The organism is Trichocoleus sp. FACHB-46, assembly GCF_014695385.1.
GTDB lineage: Bacteria > Cyanobacteriota > Cyanobacteriia > FACHB-46 > FACHB-46 > Trichocoleus.
The window spans coordinates 1-25085 of sequence record NZ_JACJOD010000060.1; the positions used below are offsets into that span (position 1 = coordinate 1).

General features: G+C 47.8%; 25 protein-coding genes. 13 read left to right on the top strand and 12 right to left on the bottom strand.

Going from position 1 to position 25085, the window contains the following annotated elements; translation table 11 throughout:
* The first annotated feature begins 188 nt into the window (after nucleotides 1-188).
* The gene (locus tag H6F72_RS25910) at nucleotides 189-395 is read left to right on the top strand and encodes a hypothetical protein (RefSeq protein WP_190442317.1); all 207 of its coding nucleotides are present in this window, start codon (nucleotides 189-191) and stop codon (nucleotides 393-395) included.
* A 23-nt stretch (nucleotides 396-418) separates the two neighbouring features.
* Nucleotides 419-1435: a tyrosine-type recombinase/integrase gene (locus H6F72_RS25915; RefSeq protein ID WP_190442318.1), complete on the top strand. Its 1017-nt coding sequence runs from the start codon at nucleotides 419-421 to the stop codon at nucleotides 1433-1435.
* A gap of 361 nt (nucleotides 1436-1796) precedes the next feature.
* Here H6F72_RS25915 and H6F72_RS25920 read toward each other — a convergent pair whose 3' ends face one another.
* Both H6F72_RS25920 and H6F72_RS25925 read right to left on the bottom strand, forming a co-directional pair.
* Nucleotides 1797-2258 (bottom strand): hypothetical protein, encoded by a 462-nt coding sequence (locus tag H6F72_RS25920; protein WP_190442320.1) that lies wholly within the window; start codon nucleotides 2256-2258, stop codon nucleotides 1797-1799.
* A gap of 591 nt (nucleotides 2259-2849) precedes the next feature.
* Nucleotides 2850-5855, bottom strand: coding sequence for a plasmid replication protein, CyRepA1 family (locus tag H6F72_RS25925; protein ID WP_190442321.1), 3006 nt, complete (start codon nucleotides 5853-5855; stop codon nucleotides 2850-2852).
* 961 nt (nucleotides 5856-6816) lie between these two features.
* Between H6F72_RS25925 and H6F72_RS25930 the strand changes: the two genes are divergently transcribed.
* Entirely contained in the window at nucleotides 6817-7008 is a 192-nt protein-coding gene (locus H6F72_RS25930; protein ID WP_190442322.1) for a hypothetical protein, read from the top strand.
* An 89-nt stretch (nucleotides 7009-7097) separates the two neighbouring features.
* On the opposite strand, the gene H6F72_RS25935 is transcribed toward H6F72_RS25930, so the two are convergent.
* The 3 genes from H6F72_RS25935 to H6F72_RS25945 all read right to left on the bottom strand — a co-directional run bounded on the left by H6F72_RS25935 (nucleotide 7098) and on the right by H6F72_RS25945 (nucleotide 10058).
* Nucleotides 7098-8153, bottom strand: coding sequence for a PDDEXK nuclease domain-containing protein (locus tag H6F72_RS25935; protein ID WP_190442323.1), 1056 nt, complete (start codon nucleotides 8151-8153; stop codon nucleotides 7098-7100).
* A gap of 188 nt (nucleotides 8154-8341) precedes the next feature.
* Complete coding sequence (locus H6F72_RS25940; RefSeq protein ID WP_190442324.1) at nucleotides 8342-9304, bottom strand: ParB/RepB/Spo0J family partition protein; 963 nt, start codon at nucleotides 9302-9304, stop codon at nucleotides 8342-8344.
* 1 nt (nucleotide 9305) lies between these two features.
* Nucleotides 9306-10058, bottom strand: a complete 753-nt coding sequence (locus tag H6F72_RS25945) for a ParA family protein (protein ID WP_190442325.1) — start codon at nucleotides 10056-10058, stop codon at nucleotides 9306-9308.
* A 292-nt stretch (nucleotides 10059-10350) separates the two neighbouring features.
* Between H6F72_RS25945 and H6F72_RS25950 the strand changes: the two genes are divergently transcribed.
* Nucleotides 10351-12213 carry a VWA domain-containing protein gene (locus H6F72_RS25950; RefSeq protein ID WP_190442326.1) on the top strand — a complete coding sequence of 621 codons (1863 nt, stop codon included), beginning with the start codon at nucleotides 10351-10353 and terminating at the stop codon, nucleotides 12211-12213.
* A 52-nt stretch (nucleotides 12214-12265) separates the two neighbouring features.
* Here the strand turns inward: H6F72_RS25950 and H6F72_RS25955 are convergent, their stop codons facing one another.
* On the bottom strand, nucleotides 12266-12961 hold the full coding sequence (locus H6F72_RS25955; RefSeq protein ID WP_190442328.1) for a DUF6745 domain-containing protein: 696 nt from the start codon (nucleotides 12959-12961) through the stop codon (nucleotides 12266-12268).
* Nucleotides 12961-13302 (bottom strand): hypothetical protein, encoded by a 342-nt coding sequence (locus tag H6F72_RS25960; RefSeq protein WP_190442329.1) that lies wholly within the window; start codon nucleotides 13300-13302, stop codon nucleotides 12961-12963. Before H6F72_RS25960 ends, H6F72_RS25955 begins: the two co-directional genes overlap by 1 nt.
* A gap of 296 nt (nucleotides 13303-13598) precedes the next feature.
* Between H6F72_RS25960 and H6F72_RS25965 the strand changes: the two genes are divergently transcribed.
* Entirely contained in the window at nucleotides 13599-14195 is a 597-nt protein-coding gene (locus H6F72_RS25965) for a hypothetical protein (RefSeq protein WP_190442332.1), read from the top strand.
* Nucleotides 14196-14262: 67 nt separating this feature from the next.
* Here the strand turns inward: H6F72_RS25965 and H6F72_RS25970 are convergent, their stop codons facing one another.
* From H6F72_RS25970 to H6F72_RS25980, 3 genes are all read right to left on the bottom strand, one after another.
* Nucleotides 14263-16128 (bottom strand): hypothetical protein, encoded by a 1866-nt coding sequence (locus H6F72_RS25970; protein ID WP_190442334.1) that lies wholly within the window; start codon nucleotides 16126-16128, stop codon nucleotides 14263-14265.
* A gap of 114 nt (nucleotides 16129-16242) precedes the next feature.
* Nucleotides 16243-17103: a hypothetical protein gene (locus H6F72_RS25975; protein WP_190442338.1), complete on the bottom strand. Its 861-nt coding sequence runs from the start codon at nucleotides 17101-17103 to the stop codon at nucleotides 16243-16245.
* Nucleotides 17104-17291: 188 nt separating this feature from the next.
* On the bottom strand, nucleotides 17292-17564 hold the full coding sequence (locus H6F72_RS25980) for a hypothetical protein (RefSeq protein WP_190442340.1): 273 nt from the start codon (nucleotides 17562-17564) through the stop codon (nucleotides 17292-17294).
* A gap of 24 nt (nucleotides 17565-17588) precedes the next feature.
* Here H6F72_RS25980 and H6F72_RS25985 point away from each other — a divergent pair, with 24 nt between their 5' ends.
* Both H6F72_RS25985 and H6F72_RS25990 read left to right on the top strand, forming a co-directional pair.
* Nucleotides 17589-17789, top strand: coding sequence for a hypothetical protein (locus H6F72_RS25985; protein WP_190442342.1), 201 nt, complete (start codon nucleotides 17589-17591; stop codon nucleotides 17787-17789).
* Nucleotides 17790-18189: 400 nt separating this feature from the next.
* Nucleotides 18190-18864: a carbonic anhydrase gene (locus tag H6F72_RS25990; RefSeq protein ID WP_190442344.1), complete on the top strand. Its 675-nt coding sequence runs from the start codon at nucleotides 18190-18192 to the stop codon at nucleotides 18862-18864.
* A 56-nt stretch (nucleotides 18865-18920) separates the two neighbouring features.
* Here H6F72_RS25990 and H6F72_RS25995 read toward each other — a convergent pair whose 3' ends face one another.
* On the bottom strand, nucleotides 18921-19208 hold the full coding sequence (locus H6F72_RS25995) for a hypothetical protein (RefSeq protein ID WP_190442347.1): 288 nt from the start codon (nucleotides 19206-19208) through the stop codon (nucleotides 18921-18923).
* Nucleotides 19209-19856: 648 nt separating this feature from the next.
* Between H6F72_RS25995 and H6F72_RS26000 the strand changes: the two genes are divergently transcribed.
* From H6F72_RS26000 to H6F72_RS26025, 6 genes are all read left to right on the top strand, one after another.
* Entirely contained in the window at nucleotides 19857-20408 is a 552-nt protein-coding gene (locus H6F72_RS26000) for a GNAT family N-acetyltransferase (RefSeq protein ID WP_348252678.1), read from the top strand.
* Nucleotides 20409-20534: 126 nt separating this feature from the next.
* Nucleotides 20535-21410 (top strand): DUF4037 domain-containing protein, encoded by an 876-nt coding sequence (locus tag H6F72_RS26005; protein ID WP_190442352.1) that lies wholly within the window; start codon nucleotides 20535-20537, stop codon nucleotides 21408-21410.
* Nucleotides 21411-21545: 135 nt separating this feature from the next.
* A complete protein-coding gene (locus tag H6F72_RS26010; RefSeq protein ID WP_190442353.1) occupies nucleotides 21546-22070 on the top strand; it encodes a GNAT family N-acetyltransferase in 525 nt (174 codons plus the stop codon).
* A gap of 82 nt (nucleotides 22071-22152) precedes the next feature.
* Nucleotides 22153-22455 (top strand): isochorismate lyase, encoded by a 303-nt coding sequence (locus H6F72_RS26015; protein ID WP_190442354.1) that lies wholly within the window; start codon nucleotides 22153-22155, stop codon nucleotides 22453-22455.
* 257 nt (nucleotides 22456-22712) lie between these two features.
* Complete coding sequence (locus H6F72_RS26020) at nucleotides 22713-23198, top strand: ester cyclase (RefSeq protein WP_190442355.1); 486 nt, start codon at nucleotides 22713-22715, stop codon at nucleotides 23196-23198.
* A gap of 120 nt (nucleotides 23199-23318) precedes the next feature.
* Nucleotides 23319-23771 (top strand): GNAT family N-acetyltransferase, encoded by a 453-nt coding sequence (locus H6F72_RS26025; RefSeq protein ID WP_190442356.1) that lies wholly within the window; start codon nucleotides 23319-23321, stop codon nucleotides 23769-23771.
* A gap of 412 nt (nucleotides 23772-24183) precedes the next feature.
* Here the strand turns inward: H6F72_RS26025 and H6F72_RS26030 are convergent, their stop codons facing one another.
* Nucleotides 24184-24357: a hypothetical protein gene (locus tag H6F72_RS26030; RefSeq protein ID WP_190442357.1), complete on the bottom strand. Its 174-nt coding sequence runs from the start codon at nucleotides 24355-24357 to the stop codon at nucleotides 24184-24186.
* Between the last annotated feature and the right edge of the window lie 728 nt (nucleotides 24358-25085).

A 25085-nucleotide genomic window follows, 5' to 3' on the forward strand; every position in this document is an offset into this window, starting at 1 on the left:
GATTACAGCAGATAAAGTTCAAACTCGCAAGACCTTTTCTCTCGATGGCGATCGCCCCATTATGGCGGATGAGCCAGAAAAACCAGATATGCTCCAAGACTACATTGACTAGCCGTGACTGCTCCAAATTTGGGCCTAGAGAGAGTGTCAAGAATTTTGTGCAAGGCATTTTAAGACTGAGGAAAATAATGCTCCTAGGGAGCCGGAAGCAAACAACCGCCTCAGTTACGTTCTCTCTTCATCAGGAGAACAACCCTACAAGTCAAGATAAAATCAAGCCATTGCTCCCATTAGGAGTGGAGCGGATTGCTGAGCCAACTCAAGAGCAGTTCTGTCTACGCAAAGCGCAACGGCTCGATCGCTTCTCTCCCCCGCGATCGCCCTTGGCTTGTTGAGTGAGGGGAAAGCACGAGCGTCTATGCCACCATCCACCGATCCAGTTCTGCCCATCGTGATTGTGCCGATCACAGGGGGCAAGCAGCCGGAACCTCGGCAACTGGAACCACCGGATCTGCGGCACTGGCAGATTGAGGAGTTTCTACGGCAGACGGGGAAATCGGACAATACCCAGCGGGTTTATCGGGGACAGTTGGTTAGGTTTGCCAGTTGGTGCGATCAGTCTTGGTTGGATGTGACGCCTAGCGACATCGGCAAGTATCGCCGCGAGTTGAAGCGAAAGCAGCTGAAGGCAACCTCCATTAACCATGCGCTCAATACGTTGAAGTCTTTTTATCAGTGGCTGAGACGTAGCAACGGTTATCCCACGAACAAACCCTTGCCGACGGATGCAATCGACCTAGAACGGCAGCCAGAACCAGAAGCGGCTCATATTGATGGGGACGAGCTTGCTCAGATCTGGCAGGTGTTGCAATTGGAGGAGAAAACTGCGATTCGCGATGCCTCCGGCACCCGAGTTCGTGACCGCGCCATTATTGCTGTGTTGAGTCATGGGCTACGAGCATCGGAGGCATCTGCCCTGAATGTGGAGCACTGGAACGGCAAGATTCTCAAGGTGCATCGTTCCAAGGGGCAGAATGTGAGTGAAGTTCCCCTGAATCGGGAAGCAAGGCAATATCTAGAGGCTTATCTGGAGTGGCGACAGCAGCGGGGTGGTGTGTTTGAACCGTTGCTGGAGAGCCCCATGTTTTTGTGCCAAGACCCGAAGAACGTAGGCAAGCGGTTGGGATACAAAGGCTTACATCGGATGGTGAAGAAGTTGGGGGCGATCGCTGGGATAGAGGGGTTGAATCCGCATCGCTTTCGGCATACGTTTGGTACGGAAGTCACGCGGCGAGGAGTTGATCCGCTGTTTGGCAAGGAGTTGATGGGCATCAAGAGCGATCGCGTCTTCCAGCGCTACACCAAAGGCGTCTTCAAACAGGTTGCTGCTGAAGCGTATCTGCAGGCGATCGGTGAAGATCTCGATGAATCATGACTGTCCCTTAACCCTGTGAGTAAGCGATCGCCAATGTTCTACTAGAACTACTTCATTTCTCTCAGTCACCAGCGACGGGGATGAAGTGGGTGAGCGATGTTCATCCTCAGAGTTATAGAGAAAACCATGTAGTCCCTGATGAGCGGCTGGAACGTTCTGGTCTTCAAAGCGGATGTTTTTTCGGATTCTACAGAATATGAGTCCCAGTTGAGTTACTTGGGCTTGATGAGAATGAGCTTCCTTCTATAGGAGGTTGAGTCGCTGGGGAGGAGCCATCCTAATGATGGCTATTTTAACTAGATCCTCAGACGGGTCTAATGTTATAAAATTACTCTTCTCTATACCAATAGAACTTCTAATATTATCTTGGAAAAAACAGTTTTGTTTGCAAAGAATATGCCCAACTAATGTATTCCGGATCTTTACGTTTGGACCAATCGGTAAACTTTAATTTACTTTTATTCCTACTAATAGTACTTTCCCTAACTCTAAAGCGCTGAGCTAATTCGGCCTGAGTCAGCCCCTTACCTAGTTCTAGTTCGATCCCTGTTGGTTTATATAGCTCAAGCGATAACTTTTCTATGCTTACCTGTATAGCAGTAACAACTTCACTTAGCTGCTTCATCTGCTCTTCCAAGTCACTTACTCTATCCGGAAGCACTGGCTCTATAGGTGAAAGCAAGCTTATCCCAAAGTAATTCTCTAGAACAAGAGTGACAGCTTGAGAAATAGATTTAAGTTTATGAGTTTCCTTAAATTCTAGTAAGCGGTCGTAAACTACTTGGCGAACATAACCAGTTACTTTAGCTGCATCGGGTGGCATGAATATAACTCAGCTTCTAAGGTCATGCTTTTATGGCACAACTTACAACAGTACTTACATCACTTTAAAGGATCAGTCAATTTGTAAGCAAGAGACAAGATAAATGCAAGAAGATGTAGACCAAAATTAGTCCAAAACTAGTCCAGTTTCAGAAAAGATTTTCCAGGAAAAGGCTAGGCAGGTCGGTTTATAGTACTTTTGTTCTTAGGTATAAATACTGAGTTATTGCGCTTGTAGCAATAACTCAGTATTTTAGAAAATTTTGCTGAAATGCTTAGTAGTAAAGACAGCTCGTGAAGTTGAGCTCTTTTTAGAGTACCTCATAAATGCTCCACTTTTAACTTGCTGTGTTACTAATTTTCGATACGCTATGAGTCAGCTAAACCTCTTGATGTAGGGCGCAGAAGGGTAGATGCGAAAGATAAGAGTTGCAGGGTTGTGATGGAGAAAGTTTTATGGCACACGGCAAGGCAGATTTGAAAGGCAACCTAGGGACTGAAGTTTGCGAGCCGCCTTTTGAACGTGGACAGGATGCTCGTTTCCCTGAGGTAAGAGTTCGAGGCCTTGAGGTTGTAAGCCTTGGCTATGGGTTTAGTAATTAGAGGGGGTTACAACATGGGAGGCAGCTAGGTTTGATAGCTCTCGTCTCAGGTGTCGTCGATCGAGGATGCTCTGCACTGTCTGCCAAGCTTCTGGGGTAATCCACACGGAGCGTTTTTGGTTTCTGCCTTGGCGACGGGCGGCAGTTTGAATGCCGAGCTGTAGTAAGAGACGTCGGAAGATCCAGAGGTTATTGCCCTGCTCGGGGTCGTCAGGGATCTTGAACCCTAACCAGCGCTTCACGTCCTGAGCATAGCGACGAGAGATCGCGCCTAGGGGTTCTAAGTCTTCATTCGTCCATTCTTGTCCAGGGACTAGAAATGGGAGTAATCCCAGTAGCACCCGGGCCACTCGTTCTCCTTCTGCGGTCGGTAAGTCAGGTATCCACAACCCCTGCTTCCACCCACTTTGCTTGGCGATCGCTTCAGTCGTTTTCTGAGCAGCCAGGACTGGGTAAAGGAGCATCTCTAAGCGGGCAATCTGACCCCGGCGTTTACCACGCTCATCAAAGGCGACTAATTCTAGGGTGACCGCTTCTAAAGGAACGGCATAAAAGTCAGCTAGTCGTGTCTTCTCTAGAGCGCGTTTTTCTTCCAGGCTCAAGACTTCTTTCGCTTCTAGAGCTAGTCGCTCTGTGGTGCTTAATGCGGGGGCGGTAGAAATCGCTTGATATTCTAGGGCGCGATTGTGCTGTTTAGCTTCCTGCACTCGTTGCTTGATCGGTTGCATCGGCTCAGCGGCGATCGCTTCTACGGTATTACCTTCATAGAGCAGTCGGGCTTGCAACTGATCCCGTAAGTGCCACATGGCTCGATTGAGGCTAGCAGTAATATCCGCCCACAAATGCAGATGGGGGTTCTGCTCCCAATCGACTTCAGCAGCTAGAACCGGAATCAAGTCGGGATGTAAACTGGAGCGAATCAAGGCCGCTTCTTGGTCAAACTTCGTCTTCAGCGATCGCTTGATTTGCCAAGGGTACTCGCTGCGGTCTACCTCAGAGAAGTTTTTGCCTTGAGCGGCACACCAAACGACGCGCGGAATGGGAGCACGGACGCGACTGAGGGCTTGAGCCGCATCTGCATCTGGAATCGTCCCGAAGAAAACGCCATAGACAACAGCAAAGTGAGCGATTTCAATACTCACTCCAGTCGCCATCGAGGGCGTGGCAATCACCACATCGTAGTGAGGAGCCTGCTCGTTAATATGGCGAACAAATTCAACCGCTTCTTCATTCCCAGAGGTATCACTGGTAATTTTGATGCGGCGCTTCTCAGGGGGGAGCATGGCGGCGATCGCATCAGCGTAGTCCTTGGAGTCGGTTTGTAGCAGCACAGTTTTACCTGCCTGAATATCCTCTAGTAGTTGAGCTGTGATGGCAGAATCGTTAGGGCAATGCAGAAACTGCACCGGATAGCCTTGCGGTTGGTAATGGTTGTAAATCAAGTTCACGCCACTGTCCTCCCCTCGGAGTTGTTGCAGGTACTTCAGAGTGGAGTCGTTCAGGTCGGCGTCGGCCACCACAACTCGATGGGCCACGCGCATCAGCCAGTGTAATCGAGCTAGGAGAGCGGGACGTTTGCCATCTTTGCGGCAGGTATTTGATGTTAATAGATGCGTCAAAACTTGGCAGACTTCATCAATCACAAGGTCACAGCCGATAAATTGGTTGGGGTCAATGGAAAGCAGTGAATCGACACAGAGCCCTAAGCGCTGAGTCGTCCGTTCTCCCTGAGCATCAATCCACTGTCCATTGGCTTTATCCGCATCACTTTTCCAGGTCAGCCCCATGCGTTCAGCCAGCGATCGCCCTAGGCAACGGCGGTGGGTTAGGAGCAAGACTTTGGGAGAATCAGCCACGAGTTGCGTCATCAGCTTAGTTTTGCCCGTGCCTTTGCTGGAGCAGATCGCCAGGATGCCAGCGGAGTTAAGTTGATAGGTAGGATTGGCATCAGCGGGTGCGAGGGCAGGGAACTGAAGTTGGGATAGATCAGGAGCATTGAGAACTAAGCTAGGAGAGTAAGTGAGCTTTTGCCGCTGTTGCTGCACCCACTGCCAGTGGCTGAGAGAGGCAGCTTGGGAGTAGAGGGTTTGAAACGCCTCAGCGTCCCGGCTGACGACAAAGTCATCCACCCCTTTCTCAGGCCCGGGCAAGCAGATGACTTGCACCTCGCAGCCTTGCTGCTCTAGCAACTTACCAGTTTTGAGGATGGCCAGGTTGACGTTCTTGATGGTTTTGGGCTTGTGGTCGTGGTCGAAGCAGAAGTAGAAGCGGCGGCCGGGGACGGCAAATAGAGCGAGTTCTGGGATCAAGGACTCGGCCCAGATTTGACCGTCTTCATCGCGCAGCACCCGCCGACCGTTGAAGATGCCAGGCAGGGCGATCGCCACGTAGCCGTTGCTAAGTAAACAAGCCGCTTTTTTGGCTCCTTCGACCAGAATGATTGGGATGGTGGGATGTTCTAGCACCCACTGCCAAAAGTCCGACTTGGTTCCCAATTTAATGGCTTGAGTACATTCCCAACTCTTTACTTCAGTGGAAGTTACACCATAGCGAGCTGCTACTTCCAGCCAGAGATGCGGAGGCAGGTTGAGGAAGAAAGCGCGGGTCGGCAGCTTTGGGGGATGCTCGTACTTAATGACCTTAGACTTCTCTAAGTCGATGCGGGGACGATTGGGTTTGAAGCAACCCCAAAGCATGGGCTGCCAATCATCCAGAGGGTCCAGGCCATTGCACCACCAACCGCCAAACTCGACATGAGCGTACTGCCGCATAAGCCGCGTGACGAGCCGTCCAGAGTTGGTGCGCTCTAATTGAGGAGAGTAACAAAGATAGTCGTAAGGAGTTTCCCCACTTAAACTCCGGACGTTCCTAGCAATCAGTTCGGGGTCAACCCCACTTTTGAGCCACTCTTGCCAATGTGGGGGTTGGATATGAGCCGAAGGCGCATCCCGAGGTGCTTCCCCAGGATGAGTTCTCAGCAAAACTTGAGTATTCACGATAAATCTCCCTAATCCTTACTAAGTAAGGGACAGAGAGTTATGCGCTATCGGGACGACAACCCCAATTGAGGCTGAAGTGAGTGAAATTTCAAAGCGGAATTTATGTAAATTCCAATTGAATTCCGTGACAAATCGAGTTAATATAGGCGCATAACGATGTGGGCGACCTAACTGACGCCGCCAAGCATACAAGTTAGAGTCCCCTCTATCCCTAAAAACAACCAATTCAGCCTTGTGACCCCTTCTGTTTCCGCAGTTGGGGTTTTTGGCTTCTAGGACTACCTAGAACATAGCCATCCCCTCAATTGCGATCCCGACCGTCAAAAATTTAGAATGCATCGAGTCCACTCTCTCCTGTGCTAGTGATTTTCGATGATGGTAGTTTACCTGATCTGCCCCGCGATCGCCTCTAATTTCAATGGAAAGAAAGAAAAACGAGCCGTCTAGAGACTGGCGTGACTCAGCCATCCTCCCCTTCTTAATGAAGTGATACTGGGAGAGAACAGTTGCTTTAAGCCGATTTTGATGTGCTCCAGCGCCCTTAGGATAGCGAGAAACTCCTCAACGATGAGGTGGTGGTACTCATCTCTCAACGCTTGAGTGTGAAGTTGAAGTTGTAGAGAAGGAGGTTATAGGCATCGAGGCAAGCATCATAGCAATTGCAGGCTGTGAACCTGATAAGAACCTTATCCAAGTCTGCTTTTGCTCAAGTTGGTAAACTGTGGCTTCATTCCAGCTTTGAAGTGCGGTTGTACAACTGCCCCATTAAGGGTGCTGAGACATTCCCATGCTTCGTAGGTCTGTTGCTTGAGTGGAAGCTGAGACGAGAGTCTGTGACTGTCCCCATGAATACAGCATACAGTACTCAAATGCAAACTGCATCACATTAATGAACATGAAGTTGAGGTACAACCAGTAGGTTAAGCTGTGGGTAATAAATTCAGGCTAACCAGGTACTGTGGCAGATCGGGTAACGGTAGACATTGAAGGACTCAGAGAGCGAATTGACGAGGCGTACTCGGATAATCCGCTGTGGACTGAGCTGTCTCTAGCGCAAAAGCTGAGGCGGCTGCTTCTAGATGGATTAGAGAAGGTGGAAGGCGATCGCCTTTCAAAAACTCCTTCATCTACTTCCAAGGTCGATAGTTGAGCATGAATTTCTTAGTGTTTGCTGAGTAGGTTCTCTACGATCGAGTTCACTATATTTAGAGTCAAGATGATTGAAGAAGTCTGTCTGGCTTAATCACTATCCTCAGATGGCGAAGCTTCAATTCCTTGTAAAATGCTTTCCAATTCCATTTCCAATTGCTCTGGAGTTGGTAAACTTCCTCGTAACGATTCTGGCAAAGAATTCCGTAACTGGTAAGTTGATACTCCAATTGGTTTATTTACATCTCGCAAAGCATACTCAGCAGCTGTCTTCTTCTTACCTTTACAAAGGATGATACCGATGGTGGGGTTATCATCTCTATGCCGTAATAAGTCATCGACGGCTGAGATATAAAAACTCATTTTGCCTGAAAACTCGGGCTGAAACTCCTTAACTTTGAGATCAATCACTACAAAGCAACGTAATTTTAGATGATAAAACAGTAAATCGATGTAGTAGTCATCCCCATCTACTTCTATGCGATACTGACTCCCAACAAAAGAAAAACCAACACCTAACTCTAGTAAAAAATCTCGAATGTGCTCGACTAGAGCAGTTTCTAACTCCCGTTCTTGTACGTCTTGGCTAAGGCTTAAGAAGTCAAAATGATAGGGATCTTTGATTAATTGTTGAGCTAGGTCTGATTGTGGCTGGGGTAGAGCGCGGTCAAAGTTCGTGATGGCACCTCCCATTCTTCGGTAAAGTCCACTTTCAATTTGATGAACTAGTACATTACGGCTCCAGCCGTGTACAACTGTTTGCTTCGCGTACCAAACTCGCTCTTCAGCATCTTTGAGTTTTTCCAGCAGGCTAATGTTGTGATACCAAGTAATTTGTCCAAGCACATCTTGGACGATTGATTCATCAGGAAACGCTTGGGCAAATGCCCGCATGTAGAGGAGGTTGGAGCGAGAGAAGCCTTTGATATCTGGAAGTTCTCGCTTTAAATCTGCTGCTAATTGAGTGATTATTTTTGCACCCCAACCAGCTTGCTGTTGCCGACTCAAAATATCTTTGCCAACCTGCCAATAAAGTAGCACTAGCTCCTTATTAACTGCTAAGGCCGCTCGAACCTGGGCGTTGCGAATCCGTTCTTTCAGGTTTCGCAGAAATTTTTCATAATCATTGGATGACAAACTATTCACTGTCTGAGTTCATACGATTGGTCAACCTATATAGCAATCACAGATTTACTTCTAGCGCAGATAAAGCTTAGTAACTCAATCGTCCAAGTGGTGCTTGGACAATTAGTTCGTTTGCACTATTCAATTCTAAAACTTACTTTCCATGAGAAGCGACTATTTCCCTCATGGCAAAAACAGAAGTGCGAATTTCACTCCACCAATGACTCAAGCTGTCCTAACAATTTCTCTAGTGTTTTTGCCTTTTTTGGATCTTCCCAAATCTTGGCTTGCCTAACCCGCCGGTAAACATCCTTCATACGGTTTGGTAAAGCGCTGGGAACGCCTGTAGTTTTAGTAGGCTGGATTTCATGGATGTGCTTTTTGATCTCTCTAACTGAAAGATTGTGCTCTAAAGTTTCAGCAAGCAGCTGTTGTCGCTCTTGTACATCCTTTACCTGAGCAATTGTTCGCGCTTTTGTATACTCAAGTTGGCCTTGCCGTAAAACATGGAGAACGTCTTCAGGTAAATTGAGTAAGGGTAAACGGTGGCTACGGAAGCTATCTGGGCTTAATCTGCCGATAACCGAAAAGATTTGTTCTACAAGCTCCCATTGGCTACGAACAACGTTGTTCGTAATTTCAGTACCTTGCTTTTGTAGATTGGCAACGTGATTGAGCAGAGAGACGGCCTCTTCTGGTGAGCACTCTAAACGAATTGAGAGTAGTTGAAGGATTGCCTCTGTTTCCTCAATTGGATTGAGATCCTCTCTTTGCAGATTTTCTAGAAGCGCTACTTGGATTGCATCTTGATCTGCAAGATCTCGGATTAGAACTGGCACTTTTTCAAGCTTGAGGGTCTGAGCTGCTCTGTAGCGACGTTCCCCAGCAAGCAGTTCATACCCACCCTCTAAGGACGGACGAACCAATAGCGGCTGTAAGATACCATGCTCACGAATTGAAGCAACCAAACTGTCCATTGCTTGAGGTGAAAAATAGCGTCGAGGCTGTTGTGAAGGTAAATGGATTTGGGCCAGCGACAAATATTGATCACTGGGTTCTGCCTCTTGCTCTTGAAGCAGAACATTAGGCGTCACTCCTACAAAATCAAGAAATTGCCTTGTCTTATTAGGGAACTCCATTTCATCCGCCATTGACAATCGTTTTTTGGCCATATCACACTTGCTCCACAATTGCTTGAACGACTGCTCGATACGCTGAGGTCAGTTTCTGCTCAGAGGTGTATTGATGGATGGGTTCTCGGGCTAAATTTGACTCTGGAAACTGAACTGATTTAGGGACAGGTTCAAAAATTTTGATGCCTGTTAACTTAGCTTGTAGGGTTTTGAGAGCATCTTGGGTCGTGAGCGTGCGATCAGCCATGGTTGGTAAAACCCCCAAGATTTGTAATTCTGGGTGAGTGTCCTCATCTCGAATACCATCGATGGTTTCTAACAGTTGTCGTAACCCTTCAAGCGCAAAGAATTGACACTGAACTGGAATTAAAACTGTATCTGCCGCCATTAAAGCGTTTAGGGTCAGCATTCCTAAGCTAGGAGGACAGTCAATCAAAATATGCTCATAGTCTTGACGTAATGGGTTTAACTTCTTTCTAAGAATTCGGCTATTGTCTGCCACCGTTAGGATCTGCTTCTCTCCAGTGGCAAGGGAAATGTCAGCGGGTAATAGACTAATGCCTGCTTTAGTTTCAACGATCGCTGCGGTTGCTTGTTGCTTGCGATCGATCAGGACTTCGTAAGCCGTTTTCTGATCAGGCTGAATTTTTACCCCTAGCCCAGTGGTTAAGTTGCCCTGAGGGTCAAAGTCAACAACTAAACAAGAACCCTGCTCCGCTAGTAAACCTCCTAACGCGATCGTGGAGGTTGTCTTGGCTACCCCACCTTTTTGATTCGCGATCGCAATGATCATATTATTCTCAAGACCTTGATTTTTGTGTTAAAAAATCACTTTATTTGACTGATTCTATGACAAATTGAACGTTTTGTAGCTGCTGCTAGACAAAGAACAAAAAGCAGACTAGAGATGAAGCCTAAGTTCAATACTGTGTAGGAATTCAAATGGGTCGAAGCTTGCCTTTGCCCCTTAGGGTCAAGAAGGTGTTGCCGGTTCAATCCCATTCTGGAGGCGATGTGAAGCCTGCTGCGGAATTGGGCACATTAGGCTTGTAATTTGTCCTGGGCAGATGGAGAGGGAAGACGAAATGATTCAGATGAGTTACGACTTTGATCAGGCTATCCTACCCATGGGCGCTGCATTAAAGACGAACGTGCTCCTGCGGTTTCGGGCTGATACCCCTGAGTCTGCTCGACGGCAGCTGAACCTTTCCTTAGTGATCGATCGCTCAGGCTCCATGGCAGGTGCTCCTCTACATCACGCCCTCAAAGCCGCTGAGTCGGTGGTGGATCAACTAGAGCCCGAAGATACGCTCTCCGTAGTCGTTTATGACGATGCGGTGGATACGGCTGTATCTCCTCAGTCCGTGACGGACAAAGCTGGGCTTAAAACTGCGATTCGTCGGGTACAAGCGGGTGGTATTACCAACTTGTCAGGAGGATGGCTCAAAGGTTGCGAGTATGTGAAAGCACATCTGGACCCTCAAAAAATCAACCGTGTCCTGCTGCTCACCGATGGCCATGCCAATATGGGGATTCAAGACCCCAAAGTATTGACGGCAACCTCAGGGCAAAAAGCAGAAGCAGGCATTGTCACTACCACCCTGGGGTTTGCCCAAGGTTTCAACGAAGATCTTTTAATTGGCATGGCCAGATCGGCCAATGGTAACTTTTACTTTATTCAGAGCATTGATGAAGCGGCTGAAGTATTTAGGATTGAGCTAGACAGCCTCCGGGCAGTGGTAGGCCAGAATCTGCTTGTGACGCTGGAATTAGCAGCAGGGGTCAGCTTAGTTGACACCTTGAGCCTTGCTAAAGTGAGCCAGAATGACGCTGGGGCAACGGTGCTCTCCTTAGGAGAGCTTTATGAGGGCGAAGACAAACTCTTGGGCTTGAGCTTGGCCATTTCTGAGGCGGCGATCGCGGCCCTTCCTGGAAGTGAACTGCCCCTAATGAAGTTGCACTACAGTGCGGATGTGGTTCAAGATGACCTGATCCAAAACGTGTCAGGAGCCACAGAAGTGGTGGCTAGAGTTGGGACGGTTGAGGAAGCGGCAATGGCGGCTTCAAGTCATATTATTCTGGAGTTAAGCCGTCTAACCATTGCTAAGGCCAAAGAGACCGCTCTTGATTTGGCTGAACATGGCAGGCATGAGTCAGCTGAACAAATCCTCCGCGACTTGATCCAAGACCTGCGCCAGCAGGGATTAAATGAGAATTTTGAGATTGCGGAAGAGATCGACCAGCTAGAGTATTTTGCCGGTCGCATCGCTCAAAAAGCTTTAGGCAATGCTGGGCGTAAGGAATTACGGGATCAGACTTATCAGACGATGAGTCGTAATCGTAGTGATCTTGCAGGCCGTGGGGTCACGGCGGGTGAGGAGGTATATGCCATGCCCACCGTCAGCGAAGTGGGTTCTGGGGTGGAACTGCACTGCGTTCGCGAAGGCGGTAAGCTGCGAGTCAAAGTCATATCTGAAGGCTATGACGGGACCAAGAATATTCAATTTCCTCGAGCCATCCGGGCTGAGGGAGCGCGTTATGTCGTCGAAGGGCTAGAACTATCTAGCGATCTCAGCTTTTATCGAGTCAAAGGTGACATCACTCGCTTCACTAAGCCGGGTGAGGTGGATATCTTTGTGGCGGCTCGCTCCTCCAGACCAGTAAGTACGGGTAAAGCTTCGACTGGGCCTGCGAGTGCAGCGGATTTCTCCACCACGGATGCGGTCGGCAATGGTGTGTTAGTGCAATGTGTCAAAGAGGGCAGTAAACTCCGCGCTAGAGTGGTCTCCGATGCCTATGAACCAGATTGGAATATGCGCTTCCCTCGCTCCATCCGGGAAGAGGGGATGCTGTATGTCGTGGATGAAGTGAAGACAGCACCCGATGGCAAGTCCTATATCGCCTGTGGGGAAATCAAGCGGTTTGTGCAACCGGCTCTAGCTTCCTAGATTGTGCTGCTGTGCATCGCGCATCACCCACCAAGATTCGCTTAAGCCCCAGTTAAGCCTCAATCAACGGCTGGTAGTCGTCTGGATTGTCAAAGCCTGCAATCCAAGCGGCAGCTTGATGACAGCTCCGCATATCAGGTGGAACGCGCAGGATATGGATGTGCCCTGTAGAGGGACAAGTGACCCTTAAGACCATGAGCGGTTCGTCATCTTCAAATGCGACGCAAATGAGTTGGCGATCGCCTCCCTTATCTGTGTCGGCATCGCGGATCACTCCTCCCACTTGCTGTAAAAACCGCTCATATCCCAACCGCTCAATCAGTACCCGACGTAACTCAGCATTCTCGGTGTTGAGGATATCTTGCCCTGTCATCAACTGCGGCTCAAAGGCAATGCGATCGCTCACTTGCACGCCACGCCAGCGTAATACAAAACCATGTCCTTGAGGTAAGCGAGTGATGCCACTTCCCGCCAACTCAATCCAATGGGTCACATGCAGCCCTAAAGGGAGCGTTGTGAGGTTGACACAATCACTAACATCCAAGCTCTCACAAGTTAAATTCTCAGGCAGTGAGTAGAGGCTGAGTTCTCCACGCAAATCTAGAGGTCCCAGAACCTTGAGGCCATCCCCAGCTCGATGCTCCAGAATCAGCTTACGAGCGCGATCGCTCGATACCGGTTCATTGGGCCTGAGGCTTGGCTTGGCTGATTTTCTCGGCACCCGCCCGTTTGATAGCAGATAGCGCATTAGTCCATGACCTCTATATAAGCATCAGGTCGGTATTCCCGCTGTCTCCAAACTCGATAAAGCCCTTGGGGTAATTCAATGGCCTGATGCTCTTCATGAACCAAAGTGGCACTGGGTTCCTTAACTTCCAAAAACAGATTATGCCCCTGCACCCATAACTGAACGGCATTGGCCTCTTGTAGGCGATGGCTGTGTCCCGTCAGTTCACCCTCTGCTAGAGTGGCTCCTTCCCGCCTTTGGGTCCCCACCGGTAAGCTAGCAATCCGCCTGAGTAACACATCACCGTGTCTATACAGAACACCGATTTGATTCGCATGAGGGCTGTTGTGGTTATGCAGCATTTTGGGGTAATGGGTCAGTTGAGAGCCAAACTTGTGAATGAGTATGGGTGAGTGATGCCTAGTTCAACGACTAGTCGCTGTTTGACGGGGAGGTTTCCCATCTCTCAGTTATGAACTGCGAGATGCACTAGTGATGCAGCGAACAGAAGACAAATGATGTTTCAATCTTAGCCGATACCCCCAAATCGTTTGGAACTAATCAATTGCAAATGAGTGGTGATTATATATAAATAGATTCCACTCTAGAGACCTCAATAAACTCCACAACAACGGAGCCCCCTACCCGCCCTGTTGTTGTGGATGAGGTAGAAGAATCTGAAGATTCCAAGCCAGTAAGCACTCCCCTTCCTGTTAAGCCTCAACCCGTTCAAGAAGCATCTGGGTTAGAAGTGGAACAGGTTGCAGAGGGCGCTGATTCCGCCGCTGCTCAAACCGCCATTTTTGAAAAAATTGAGCAAGCAGGATTTCCGCTGACTTTGCCTTTGAAGGCTGAAGTTTTAGCAGCCCCGCTTGAAGTAGTGAATGATGCCCTCGCTGCTGCGATCGAGTATCGAGATAGACATGAGGTGAGAAACCCGATCGGCTTGCTTAGGGATGCGATCGGCCGGTGCTGGAAACCGGGAGCGAGTGGGCATCCAAAAGCGACCAAAGCCGCAGAACCAGGCTTCAAAGAATGGTTTGACTTAGCCCATAAGCTAAGGTTGGTGACTGCCAGCCAAATGATCGCCGATGAGCAGTACGTGCTGACCAATGAGGATGAGTGGGAGCCTTGGGACTTATTGGCTTCTGCTTTCCCTGTAGCACGGTTGAGGCAGATGCTAAATAGCTTAATTATTGGACTGACTAGTCTTTTCATTCACCTCTCGATCAAGCTGTTCTTGCACATCCAATAACTTTAGTGCCGTCGGTGTCTACTGGGATTCTTTAGTTATTGGCCTCTCTCTACTGTGATTTCTGGGCCTAATGTGAAGGCCATCGCACAAAGTATCTAACGGCACGATTATACTGAATCTCAATATCAATACTATCTTCCTCAGAGAGGGACTCGACTGTTTGCTTAAGCATTAATGGGTTTTTCACGAAACAGGCATTTTCATAGACATCACGCACTGTACCCATGTCTAAAACATGCCCTAAAAATTCATAACTAACTTCACCACTCATGGAAAACTCAAAGCGTTCTTCTGGCTGGATAGATTGAAAGTTAGTTTCTAAGAACTGTAAGTTTTTGAGAGCATCCGGCTGAGGGTAACTCAACCTCAAAGTGCCAGTTGGCAACTCAATCTGTCCATGCTCTATAGCAGCAACAATCCAACCTGCTGTTTGCCAAGTATCCTCATTAAGTGTGGATGGATATCTAAGATTGAGGCCAAATTCCTGGTTGATCTTAATAAGGGAGTTGAGAAAAAGCTCAGTATTCTCAAACTGCTTCTTTGAGATAGTACTGTGTTTTGAGTCAGCCTCGTCTCCTTCAAATAGAACAGCATCCTCCTCTAATGCCGTGACCCGGATTCTTCTACCTTGGCAGAGAGCAGAGAGTACAGCATTTGTATCTCTAGCAAACGTTGCTTTAACGGATCCCAAATACATCTCACCCAAGTCCAGCGTAGTTCTTGATTGCTGTATCTGAAATACAAGATTTAGCTGACAGCCCAATTGACCACCTTCTAGCAAAATCTCAAATTCTTGGGTTCCAGCTCTTACAAGATGTAAGTATGTTAAGCCAACTGAAGCAACCACTTCTTGCTCTTGCACAGCCTCTAGCCGCACAGGAATCCGACGCTTAGGTACAAGAGGACAGAGATTCAAAGTTGCTAGCGAGACAGGCTGTGTATCAGTTGATGGAAATTTTAAGCTCCATTTCCATTCAAATTCATCCAACTCCAGCTCAATTGCATATCCTCTCTCAGTCATTGACTTAAACTTCTGCATACCTCGGTTTCCAGCCTCAGTGTGAGGAAAGTGAAGAACGCCTAAATCTATTGCGTTAGCTGAAGATTGTGCAGCTACTGTAAATACTGTTGCTTGCGTGTCAGAGTTTGACGTTGCAGAAAACACTAATCCAGGATTTTCTGCTGCTGCCTTGGCAAGTAATTCATTCATAGCATCTGTAGCTTTTTCTATTTTTGGTTGCAACAGTAAGCTATGCATCTCCTCTTGCCTCTCAAGCATCTGCTGGAGTAGAGGAAAAACACTCTCTTCAAGCAGTTCTTTGTCAACAACCTTTTGATAAGAAAAAAATTCTTTTATCAAATTTGGATACTTCTTTACCCTCATAGTCAAATCAATTGCTGTGACCCTTGAAAATTTTGGCTGCCATGACAGTGTAAAATCAATGAGTTCTTGAGTAGGATCCTTCTTTAGATGTTCCTTGAGTGCAGAAACAGCTATTTCTTGCCACTTTGAAGGATAGCGAATGAGATCTAAAGCTGGCCCCGTCAGATCTGAAGTTACGTAGAAACTTACTTCGCTGGGTTGTTCAAGAAGGACTTTATTGTAGAGATTGACATAAAGCTTTGCTATTTCAGATCTGATCTCAGAAATACCAACATCTTTTTGGTAATGCTTGCATTGAATAAGCTCTACCGATCCATCTTTTCTGAGGCAGACCACATCCCTACCAGCATCTTTTGTTTTTCCATAGTAAAAAATAGTTCCTTCAGGATTCTCTTGCAGTAAAAGTAGGTAACAGAAGATCTCGAGTGCATCGGGATATAGTAGCTGAAACGGCAGTTTTATCTGCCCTTCCGCCCACATTGGTTGAGATTGAACTGCTCCCAAGTCAGTTCTCGCCGCTTGCTCACTAGTATATTTTTCTCTTTTCATAAAATTTAGTTCTTTCTTTGTACACGTATGCACTTGGTAGACCCATTCCCGTGGCCTACCTGATTAACGAGGCCACTGTTGATGAGTGGTATGTGACCCAACTTTTTGAGCGGACTATCTATCTGCCACTGCGCTTAAAATTATCTGTGTTTGTTCGTTGTAAGACACTTGGTAGTGATGGTTGAACTCCATTAAGAAGCTGGCCTGATCAGAAGTGAACGATGACAGATCCTTTGAGTAGCCAAGCATTTCTTTTAGCTGCACTTCTGCACGAATTACCGAACACTCTTCCATGATCTGCAAATCTCTCACAAAGGCATGGCGAGACATTAAATCATCATACGCTTGATCCAAAAACTGGTTGGGCGTCTTCACTTCCACGAGCATGATCGGTTCTACGATAATCGGTTTTGCCTGCCAAAGTGCTTCCTTAAACGCTTGCTGCGCCAAAATTTGGAATAACATTTTCGAAGAGTTAGCTGGGTCGTGCAAAATGCCTTCTAGCAGGACTCTAACCCCAGTCACCGGATAACCGACTGGAAATCCTGTTTCGGCAGCCTTGAGGAACCCCTCCTCACAAGCGGCGATGAGCTGCGCCGGAACTGTGCTGTTGACAACTTGATTCTCAAACACAAATGGTTTTTCACATGGCTCAATTCGACCCATGACCCGACCATATTGATGGCCTTTCTTCATCTGATAGTCAAACGTTGCCCCCTGGTAGATGGTTGCACGGTAATCTACAGCAGGGGAACCAAAATTCAGCTCCATGTTGTACTCCCGCTTCAGCCGCTCGATGTAGATTTCCAAATGTTGTTCGCTCATCCCTGCAATCAGTATTGCGTCAGGGTCTCGATGAGCCCTGACGCGCAGGGTCTGGTCTTCTTGCATAAAGCGATCGAGCGCTTTTAACACTCGCTGTTCATCGTTGTAATGCTTCAGTCTAATGGTGAGATAGATCACGGTTTCTGCCATGAATATCTCCTTGAGTGCAAGGTTGATTTCCCCTTTACGATACCGTGCCTTCGTTTGCCTCACGGCTACATCAGCAAAGATTTGACATGGCTGACTACTTGCCTTTAGACAGCAAGTCAAGTGCGTCAGGCAGCAACAGTACAACGAGCGATCGCCCCTAATCATTATTCCAAGTATCTCTAGGGACTTCATTTAAGTTGTCGTTTATTTCGTTGAGCGTAACGACTGACCAGCTCAGCGTAAATCTCATCATCGCTTCTGGCTAAGTGTAACAAGTTGTCATCTACGCGTAAGCGGGTTTTGACAAGGTTTCGGTACATAAGTCGGTGGTCTTCACTAGCTTCCTGCCTCCTGCCTGTGGCCTCTCCGCACTGCTTTGAGGCAAAATACCAAATTGCACCAATATCAGCGTCAGATCCCGCAAAGGGGTGCAACCAGCCGCCAACGAATTCAGTAGTCATTGCGATCGCCCTCGGTACCGCTCCATGGCTCATGCCATCACTTGCAACTGGGATCAGCTACAAAGCACGAAGCTAAACCCGAAGGGGTTAGCTGCTATCCGAGACGGCAGCCAGAAGCCCACTGAGACGGAATTACTCAGGCTTGCCTTGGCTTTGGGGATTAGCGAACAAGAATTGGAGTCATTGCCTCTGCTAGACGAGGAAACCACCAATGCAGCTCGCTAGTGCGCTGACCATTTCATTCCCTGTACTTAGCGATGAGTGTCCGCTGTTGACGGCTTATAGCTGCTAGCCGCCTCAAGAAGGAAGCTTGACAGCTGCTGATGGCGCTAATTTTATGCTGCTCTACTAAGCTCAACCTCAGACCCTTTGTCGAAGCAGTCAGTGAGCTCTTAAATGATATAGGGGTCTGTGGTGAAGATTTCTATCGCGATCGCTCATTCTCGTAACTGCTTTGCTTATTCGTGTGCTCGTGTCCCCCTGTCAAGCCATTTGTTAGCATTTCTTTACGGAAGTACGGAAAATGTTACGGTTCGTGTGTAGTAAGGGAAGGATAGAACTACATCCGCTTGGAGGATGCAGTGCGAGTACACTCACTAGCCTTGCCAGCAGTAGGAATCGATTTATGTCAGTGACCGGTCTGATCCAGGGACTCAATGCCTTTCACAGCGACTACTTCACCACAAATCGCGCCCTGTTTGAACGACTCTCGAACGGGCAGGCACCCGAAGTTCTCTTCATTACTTGTTCCGATTCCCGGATTGACCCCTGCTTAATCACGCAGTCTCAGCCCGGTGAACTCTTCGTGATGCGTAATGTCGGGAATATCATTCCGTCTTATGGAGCCGCGAGTAGTGCTGAAGCCGCTGGGGTAGAGTATGCGGTCGCTGGAGTCGGGGTACGGGACATCATTGTGTGTGGTCATTCCCACTGTGGGGCCATGAAGGGGTTGCTGCAAGTCGGCAATCTGAGTGAGCAGATGCCGCTGGTCTACGACTGGTTGAAGCGGCATGGAGAAGCGACGCGACGCTTAGTGTTAGATAATTATGCGCACCTGCAGCCCGAGCGCTTGCTCAAGATCGCGATTGAGCAGAATGTGTTGACGCAGATCGAGAATTTAGAAACGTATCCTGTCATTCGGTCTAAGTTGCATAGTAGGCAGCTGAACTTGCATGCTTGGATGTACGAAATCGAGACTGGTCAGGTATTCGCTTATGATGCGGGATTAGGGCAGTTTACGCTGCTGAGGCAGCGCTCCTTCCCGGTGCCCGACCCATTGATTACAGCTATTTCACAGTAATCAGGGAAACCCTGTCGTTTCCTTAGATGGGCATTCAGGCGATAGAAATGCGTCTGTTAACGCTTAAGGTTGAATAATCCTGCTATCAGCAAAACAATGCCTGTGAGAAAAAGGTAGGCGCTTTGAAGGAGAAAGCGATCGGCAGCAATTCGTCTATAAATGTTGCCAGTTGTCACATCGATACCACCGCTACCAAGCTGGCCAAAGAATGTGCTGAGGTTACTTTCGACTTGCGAAGGAAGAAATGAGATGCTGATAAAGGCGATCGCTATCAGTACAATGCCAATAACTATTAAGCTCGAGCTAGAAAAGAAACGCCGCAACATACTCCAATTAATTTTCAATTAATCTTTTCAATATAACGCTTCTGCTCTGGTGAGCTACGGCTAAAGAATCCAGTATTAGTTGTTATAGAAGAAGTTGATAAAATGAATATGAAGGAGAACAAAGAAATGCACACTCCTCTTCGATAATTCTGGGAAGGGGGTAAATTCTTTTCATACTGTTGATGTACAGTTTAGTTAAATTGATTTGATTTAATCACAACGAATTTACATTGCTTTAAATATCTCCAGCGAGAGTGGGAGACTGTTTGTGGTCGAAGGCTTAGTTTTAGAAACGGAAAAACTTTGGCCGTTAAGGTTGAAAATTTTATAAGTTAGAGCTTCTCACGATCCCATGCCCTGATTTTTAGCTGGCGAGGATGTGTCATTGGCTTTTAGAACCCATTGCCGAGAATGCCCCCAAATGGCAATATTCATCAACAATCTAAGCTTGATGCAAAAGAGTCACAAAAATGCTTGTATCCCTGACTGCATAGATATTCTAGCAAATCTAAAACTGTAGTGCTCTAGGCTAGATACCCCGAATGAGTTCGGCCTAATTAAGAGTTCGAGGTTATCTGCGGTGGGTGATTGGGAACGTTGGCCAGCAGTTCTTGAGTAAAGCATTCAACCAAACAACAATAGTGGAGCAAAGTTGTATTGTTTCCAGTGAATTTTCTTCCCCAATCAACTGAACGGCTGGTTCTGCGTCGGTTTACAGATCTTGATCTAGATAGATTTTTTTCCTACCGCCAAGATTCTCAAGTCGCTCAATTCCAAAGTTGGTCGATGTTACCTTATCGTGAAGCGCAATCCTTCATTGAGGAAATGCAAATAGCAGCGATGGGGATACCAGGTGAATGGTTTCAAATTGCGATCGCCCACAAGCAATCCAACTTGCTCCTGGGTGACATTGGAATGCAGATTTACACTGAGAATCCGGCAATCGTAGAAATTGGATTTACTTTGGCTCGTGAAGAGCAAGGTAAAGGATATGCACAAGAAGCTGTTCAAGCTCTGGTTTGTTCAATATTTGAACTTGGATACATCAACCAGATCGTCGGAATAACTGATATGCGAAATGAACCGTCTATTAATTTGCTGAGGCGCTTGGGAATGAATTTAGTGCAATCAGATGAGGTGGAGTTCAAGGGTGAATTGTGTATTGAGCAAACATTCGAGTTGAGAAGAGAGAATTGGTTATTGCACAAAGCAGGCTAACCCTATGTTAGAGGGGATGGAGTCAAGCTCTTTGTACGGAATTCAAGGTTACTTACCACGGCTCAACTTGGTCGTTAGCCTGCTGTCCGCTACATTGTTTCAGCAGAAGAACTTATACTCCTCAACATGACTGAGCACAGCGCCTGGCGAATTTCATTAGCTCACGAAATTGCTCCTGCTTTCACGGCTAATCCTAAAGTTGCAGCGTGTTTTGTATTTGGCTCGGCAGCGTTAGGGATTGCAGACCAGTATTCTGATCTTGAACTAGGATTCATCTGGTCACAATTGCCGTCTGTCGAAGAATTACAAGCCACAGCGCAAAATGTTGGTGTCACAGGATGGGAAATTGAGCCGTATGGAGAAGCAAAGCAGGCATGGTTGGAGCAGTTCTACCTATACGGCATGAAAGTTGAAGCGGGTCATTGGGCGCAACATACGATGGATAACATTGTGATTGATGTGGTTGAGCGTTACGATGTGTCCCAAAATGGGCTGTTGTTTGAGAACCAAGCGATCGCATCTCATCTGCAACGCGCAGTAGTGCTTCACGGTGCAGACAGGATTAAACAATGGCAAGCTCAGCTTTCTCCTTATCCTAAAGAACTTGCGGTTGCGATGGTTCAAAAGCATCTAAAATTCCGCCCGTTTGATGGTCAACACATTTTGACCGAACGCCTTGAGATTCCGATGCTGTACGAAAATAATTGCGCCATTGTACGATGGCTTCTCAACATCTTGTTTGGGATAAACCGCACTTATCATCCTGGTTTCAAGTGGACTCGTTACTTTGTGGACGAAATGAGCATCAAACCGCCTAAGTTTTTTGCTCGGTTGGAGCGCGTTTTTCAATCGGATGCTACTAGCGGAACCCATGAGTTACGACAACTCGTAGACGAAACGTTCGACCTTGTAGAGCAATGTTTACCGGAAGTTGACCTCAAGCAGCAGCGTGCAACGTTCAGTCAGCTTTATGCGAGATGGAAGTTACCTGTGAATGGTTAACTTAACGTCCATCAAAACAGCTAACCCTCCCAATGCACCAGAACAAAGTCAAGTGATTGGTGAAATCCAAAGATTATCTGCGTCCGGTGAACGGGAACGTTAGGCGACTTTCCTAAGAGCAGAAGGATACCGCTAATGCAAAGTAAGAACCTACATTTTGAGCCACTCACTGACGCCCATGCCGACGAACTCTTTTCTATTCTGACCACACCCGCTGTCCTTGCCTTTATCGATCCAAATGGAAATCCACCGACTATAGAGGAGTTGAGGACAGAGTACGCTGCCCGCTCTCACGGTCCTGTGGTTTTGGCAACGCCAACTGAGCAATGGTTCAACATGGCAATCCGGTTAAAAATTCCTCCCTCTCCCGTGATTGGTCGGCTGGAGGCGACAGGATACGGGGAATGGGGTGAGGTCGCCTATTTGTTAGGTGAAGCTTGGTGGGGCAAGGGATTGGCATTCGAAGCGATGCTTTGGTGGCACGATTACCTGGCTGCTGTTGCACCCGGAACCGCATGGTGGGCCGCTGTACATCCACTGAATCAGCGGAGCATTCGGCTCTTGAAACGTCTTGGGTACAAGAAAGTGGACGCAAATCAGCGCCCGAAACTTTCTTCCTACGATGTAGGAGATTGCTGCTTTGTCCGTCTGCCCAGCTAAAGGAGAATCAGGAAACTACTGGCATCAAACTTGGTTAGGTTAGAATCGAAAGCCAGTCCCATCAGTTGTGCTTGGCAAGCCCATGAAATCCCCCGAACAATGTGAAAGCATGACGGACATTCGAACCGAAATCGATCGGTTAGACCGTCAAGTTCTTGCACTACTTGGCCAGCGCTTCGCTTACGTCAAAGCTGCCTCTAAAGTTAAGACGAGTGAAACTAGCGTTAGAGCACCTGAACGCTTGCAAGCAATGTTACAGCAACGTCGAGTTTGGGCAGAGGAAGAAGGATTAAACGCTGATGCAATTGAAAAAATGTACCAGGATCTAGTTAATCACTTCATTGATGAAGAGATGAAGCACTGGAAACAACCCAGAATTCAATAGGCGCACCGCATAACCATTCTGGTGCAGCGAACTGATCCAGAGCGCTTGTAGTATTGCAAAGGTGTTGATAGCCGCTGACCGCGGCCATTCTACTGCTTCAGTTTCGGGTTGTGAGCGTAGTCGAAAAGTTATTGATCTTTCCATAAAGTCAATGTGCTTTGAGGATAATGGTTGAGGCAGTGTTTGGAAGTTAGCTCGAAAGTTGGGTCAAGTTCTCCTAGTCGCCGCGTTACAACCTAGCCAAAACGAAGTTCTGTATGCTGATTGAGCAAAACAAAGCCCTCATTCTCCAGTTCTACAAAGCCTTTGACGATCGCAAAATGGAGCAAGCCTTAGAGCTTTTGGCTCCAAATTTTGTGGCTCACTTGGCGGGTGTACCTGAGCCATTAGACGGGGAAGGATTTAAACGGTTTGGGATGTCATTTTATTTAGCCTTTCAGCAGGGGGCGCACATCTTTGATGAGGTCATCATCTCCGAAGATAAAGTGGTCACTTGTGGAAAATTCACCGCAACGCATGTTGGAGAGTTTCAGGGACTTCCGCCTACAGGTAAGCAGATTAGCTTGTCTATCATGCATATTGATCGAGTGGAGAATGGAAAAATCGTAGAGCATTGGGGGCAGGGCGATGCCTTCGGATTGATGCAGCAGTTGGGGATCGTTTTCTTACCAGGTCCGAAACTATTGCCATATATCCTCAAGGGAGCTGTATCTAACCTGTTTAAGCAAGCCGAACGTAGTTGACAGCAGCAGTACAACCTCAATGCACCCGACACTCAAGGGAACACCAGCGAATCCAGGTTGTAATATGCAAAAGGACTTGATGAACTGCAAATTCCTTTCAGGTCTATTGGGCTATTTGACATGACATTTTCCATTCGAGAACTTGGCCCAAACGACCTGTCAATGGCGCAGCAGCTTTTCGAGATGTGGCGGCAAGAGGACAACGTGACCAAACCGCCGCCTTCGTCCGAAACTCTGCTGCGCTTGCTGTCACGCCCTGATTTTCACGCCGTTGCTGCATTGCGCGAGGATGAAGCTATCGGCGGCCTAACAGCTTATGAGTTGGAGATGTATACCGAAGCGGCTACGGAATTGTTCATCTACGAGGTCGGCGTCGCCGTCGCGCATCGACGGCAGGGCGTGGGCCGGGCCTTGGTTGAGTTCGCCAGAAATCTATGTCGTTCGCGTAGCCTGAGCGCACTCTATATTCCTGCAATGGCTGATGACGCTCGTGCTGTTGCGTTTTATCAAGCAACTGGGCTCAAGCGCGAAGATGTTGCGTGGTTCGTGCAGGAGTTCGAGGACAACTTATGAAAATTCACTCTAAACATCGGCAAAAGACATTGCTGAACTTACCAATAGCTGCCGAACAACAGCGCTGCACCGGAACGTAGCAATATACTCGGTTAAGTGGCAAAGGTTATCTGCGCCCAGTGAGCGCGATCGCTTGAATTCTCAATCGTTTGAGGCGTACTATAAAAAGCACGCTACTATTCGTTTTCAGCAATGTTTGCAAGCAACGTACAACCCCTCCTCGCAAACCGAACAATCAAGAGGTGCGATCGCAGTGTTTTGATCACACCCTTTCATGCCCTCGGTTACCTCAAAGACTTTGTCCAATTTAGTCCTAGTGGAAACTTAGCGCCATTATCCGCTAGGACTAGGTTTTGAGGTCGCAGCGGGGAAGGCGGCAGCGGTATCTTCGATACTTTACCCTGGTTGAGATTTAGTAGTCGCTATCTGCAACACATATCCCCTGGCACTTGATGCCATTGGTTGCTGTTCTCAGGCAATGGCGGCATAAGATCTCCTCAGAGCTTGCTCCTGAATTACCTTCGCCGTCTTCATCCACCTGTAACGTGTTGTCTTTAACCGTTGCGATCGCCTCAACTGGATTCATAGTGCCTCGTTCTAGATCTACACCGTCTTGAATAATGCTAGCGAAATGGGCGGAATTGGCTCTTATGTATCCATCCCCACCACAAGCAGTGGTGCTATCCAGTCGCCACGCGGCTCAACATATACACTAATGGCGGTCATGTCTAAAGGGCATTGAGATGCAGTCGAGTAGGACATCACTGCCCTACCCTCTGCTGCAAAACCGTGCTTGCTAGTTTTCTGGCACACGGCTCCTCAACCATCGGGTGCTTGTCTTGCATATCATTAGCTGCTGGCACACTGCCTTGACTGATGGCTCAGTGGCTTTGTTTTGGCAACTGCAACACCAACTTCGCAGTTGGGGCTTCATCCATACGTAGTCGTTAACTCGCTCATGACGTGTGCATTGCGACTCACAACGCCACTTTCCTGATGATTGTGCCTCCGTCTGCATATCCTTTGGCTTTCCCAAAGGCATTAGCTTCTGAGACAATCCCTCCCTCACTAGGCTTGCGGCTGACTACCTGCTCCCGATCCAGTGATCAGGAGAGCGCTGGTGAGGGTTACCTCGTTCCCAACTTCCGTTTTGCGCTGCACGTAGGCTCCCACTTTCCACCGGGATTGTATGAGAGTGTTAATACCAATTCTCTAAATTCTGGCGACAGATAGAGCATCTAAGATAGATTGCCGTCCCGTAATCGATGCCACGACTTCATCTGTCAGGGCCTCCAATCGCACTTTTAACTGCTC

Bases quoted from the DNA above. Each gene is read 5' to 3' on its own strand.
- H6F72_RS25910 (WP_190442317.1), top strand. From the start codon at position 189: ATGCTCCTAGGGAGCCGGAAGCAAACAACCGCCTCAGTTACGTTCTCT.
- H6F72_RS25915 (WP_190442318.1), top strand. From the start codon at position 419: ATGCCACCATCCACCGATCCAGTTCTGCCCATCGTGATTGTGCCGATC.
- H6F72_RS25920 (WP_190442320.1), bottom strand. From the start codon at position 2,258: ATGCCACCCGATGCAGCTAAAGTAACTGGTTATGTTCGCCAAGTAGTT.
- H6F72_RS25940 (WP_190442324.1), bottom strand. From the start codon at position 9,304: ATGGCCAAAAAACGATTGTCAATGGCGGATGAAATGGAGTTCCCTAAT.
- H6F72_RS25945 (WP_190442325.1), bottom strand. From the start codon at position 10,058: ATGATCATTGCGATCGCGAATCAAAAAGGTGGGGTAGCCAAGACAACC.
- H6F72_RS25950 (WP_190442326.1), top strand. From the start codon at position 10,351: ATGATTCAGATGAGTTACGACTTTGATCAGGCTATCCTACCCATGGGC.
- H6F72_RS25955 (WP_190442328.1), bottom strand. From the start codon at position 12,961: ATGCGCTATCTGCTATCAAACGGGCGGGTGCCGAGAAAATCAGCCAAG.
- H6F72_RS25960 (WP_190442329.1), bottom strand. From the start codon at position 13,302: ATGCTGCATAACCACAACAGCCCTCATGCGAATCAAATCGGTGTTCTG.
- H6F72_RS25970 (WP_190442334.1), bottom strand. From the start codon at position 16,128: ATGAAAAGAGAAAAATATACTAGTGAGCAAGCGGCGAGAACTGACTTG.
- H6F72_RS25975 (WP_190442338.1), bottom strand. From the start codon at position 17,103: ATGGCAGAAACCGTGATCTATCTCACCATTAGACTGAAGCATTACAAC.
- H6F72_RS25980 (WP_190442340.1), bottom strand. From the start codon at position 17,564: ATGACTACTGAATTCGTTGGCGGCTGGTTGCACCCCTTTGCGGGATCT.
- H6F72_RS25985 (WP_190442342.1), top strand. From the start codon at position 17,589: ATGGCTCATGCCATCACTTGCAACTGGGATCAGCTACAAAGCACGAAG.
- H6F72_RS25990 (WP_190442344.1), top strand. From the start codon at position 18,190: ATGTCAGTGACCGGTCTGATCCAGGGACTCAATGCCTTTCACAGCGAC.
- H6F72_RS26005 (WP_190442352.1), top strand. From the start codon at position 20,535: ATGACTGAGCACAGCGCCTGGCGAATTTCATTAGCTCACGAAATTGCT.
- H6F72_RS26010 (WP_190442353.1), top strand. From the start codon at position 21,546: ATGCAAAGTAAGAACCTACATTTTGAGCCACTCACTGACGCCCATGCC.
- H6F72_RS26015 (WP_190442354.1), top strand. From the start codon at position 22,153: ATGAAATCCCCCGAACAATGTGAAAGCATGACGGACATTCGAACCGAA.
- H6F72_RS26020 (WP_190442355.1), top strand. From the start codon at position 22,713: ATGCTGATTGAGCAAAACAAAGCCCTCATTCTCCAGTTCTACAAAGCC.
- H6F72_RS26025 (WP_190442356.1), top strand. From the start codon at position 23,319: ATGACATTTTCCATTCGAGAACTTGGCCCAAACGACCTGTCAATGGCG.
- H6F72_RS26030 (WP_190442357.1), bottom strand. From the start codon at position 24,357: ATGAATCCAGTTGAGGCGATCGCAACGGTTAAAGACAACACGTTACAG.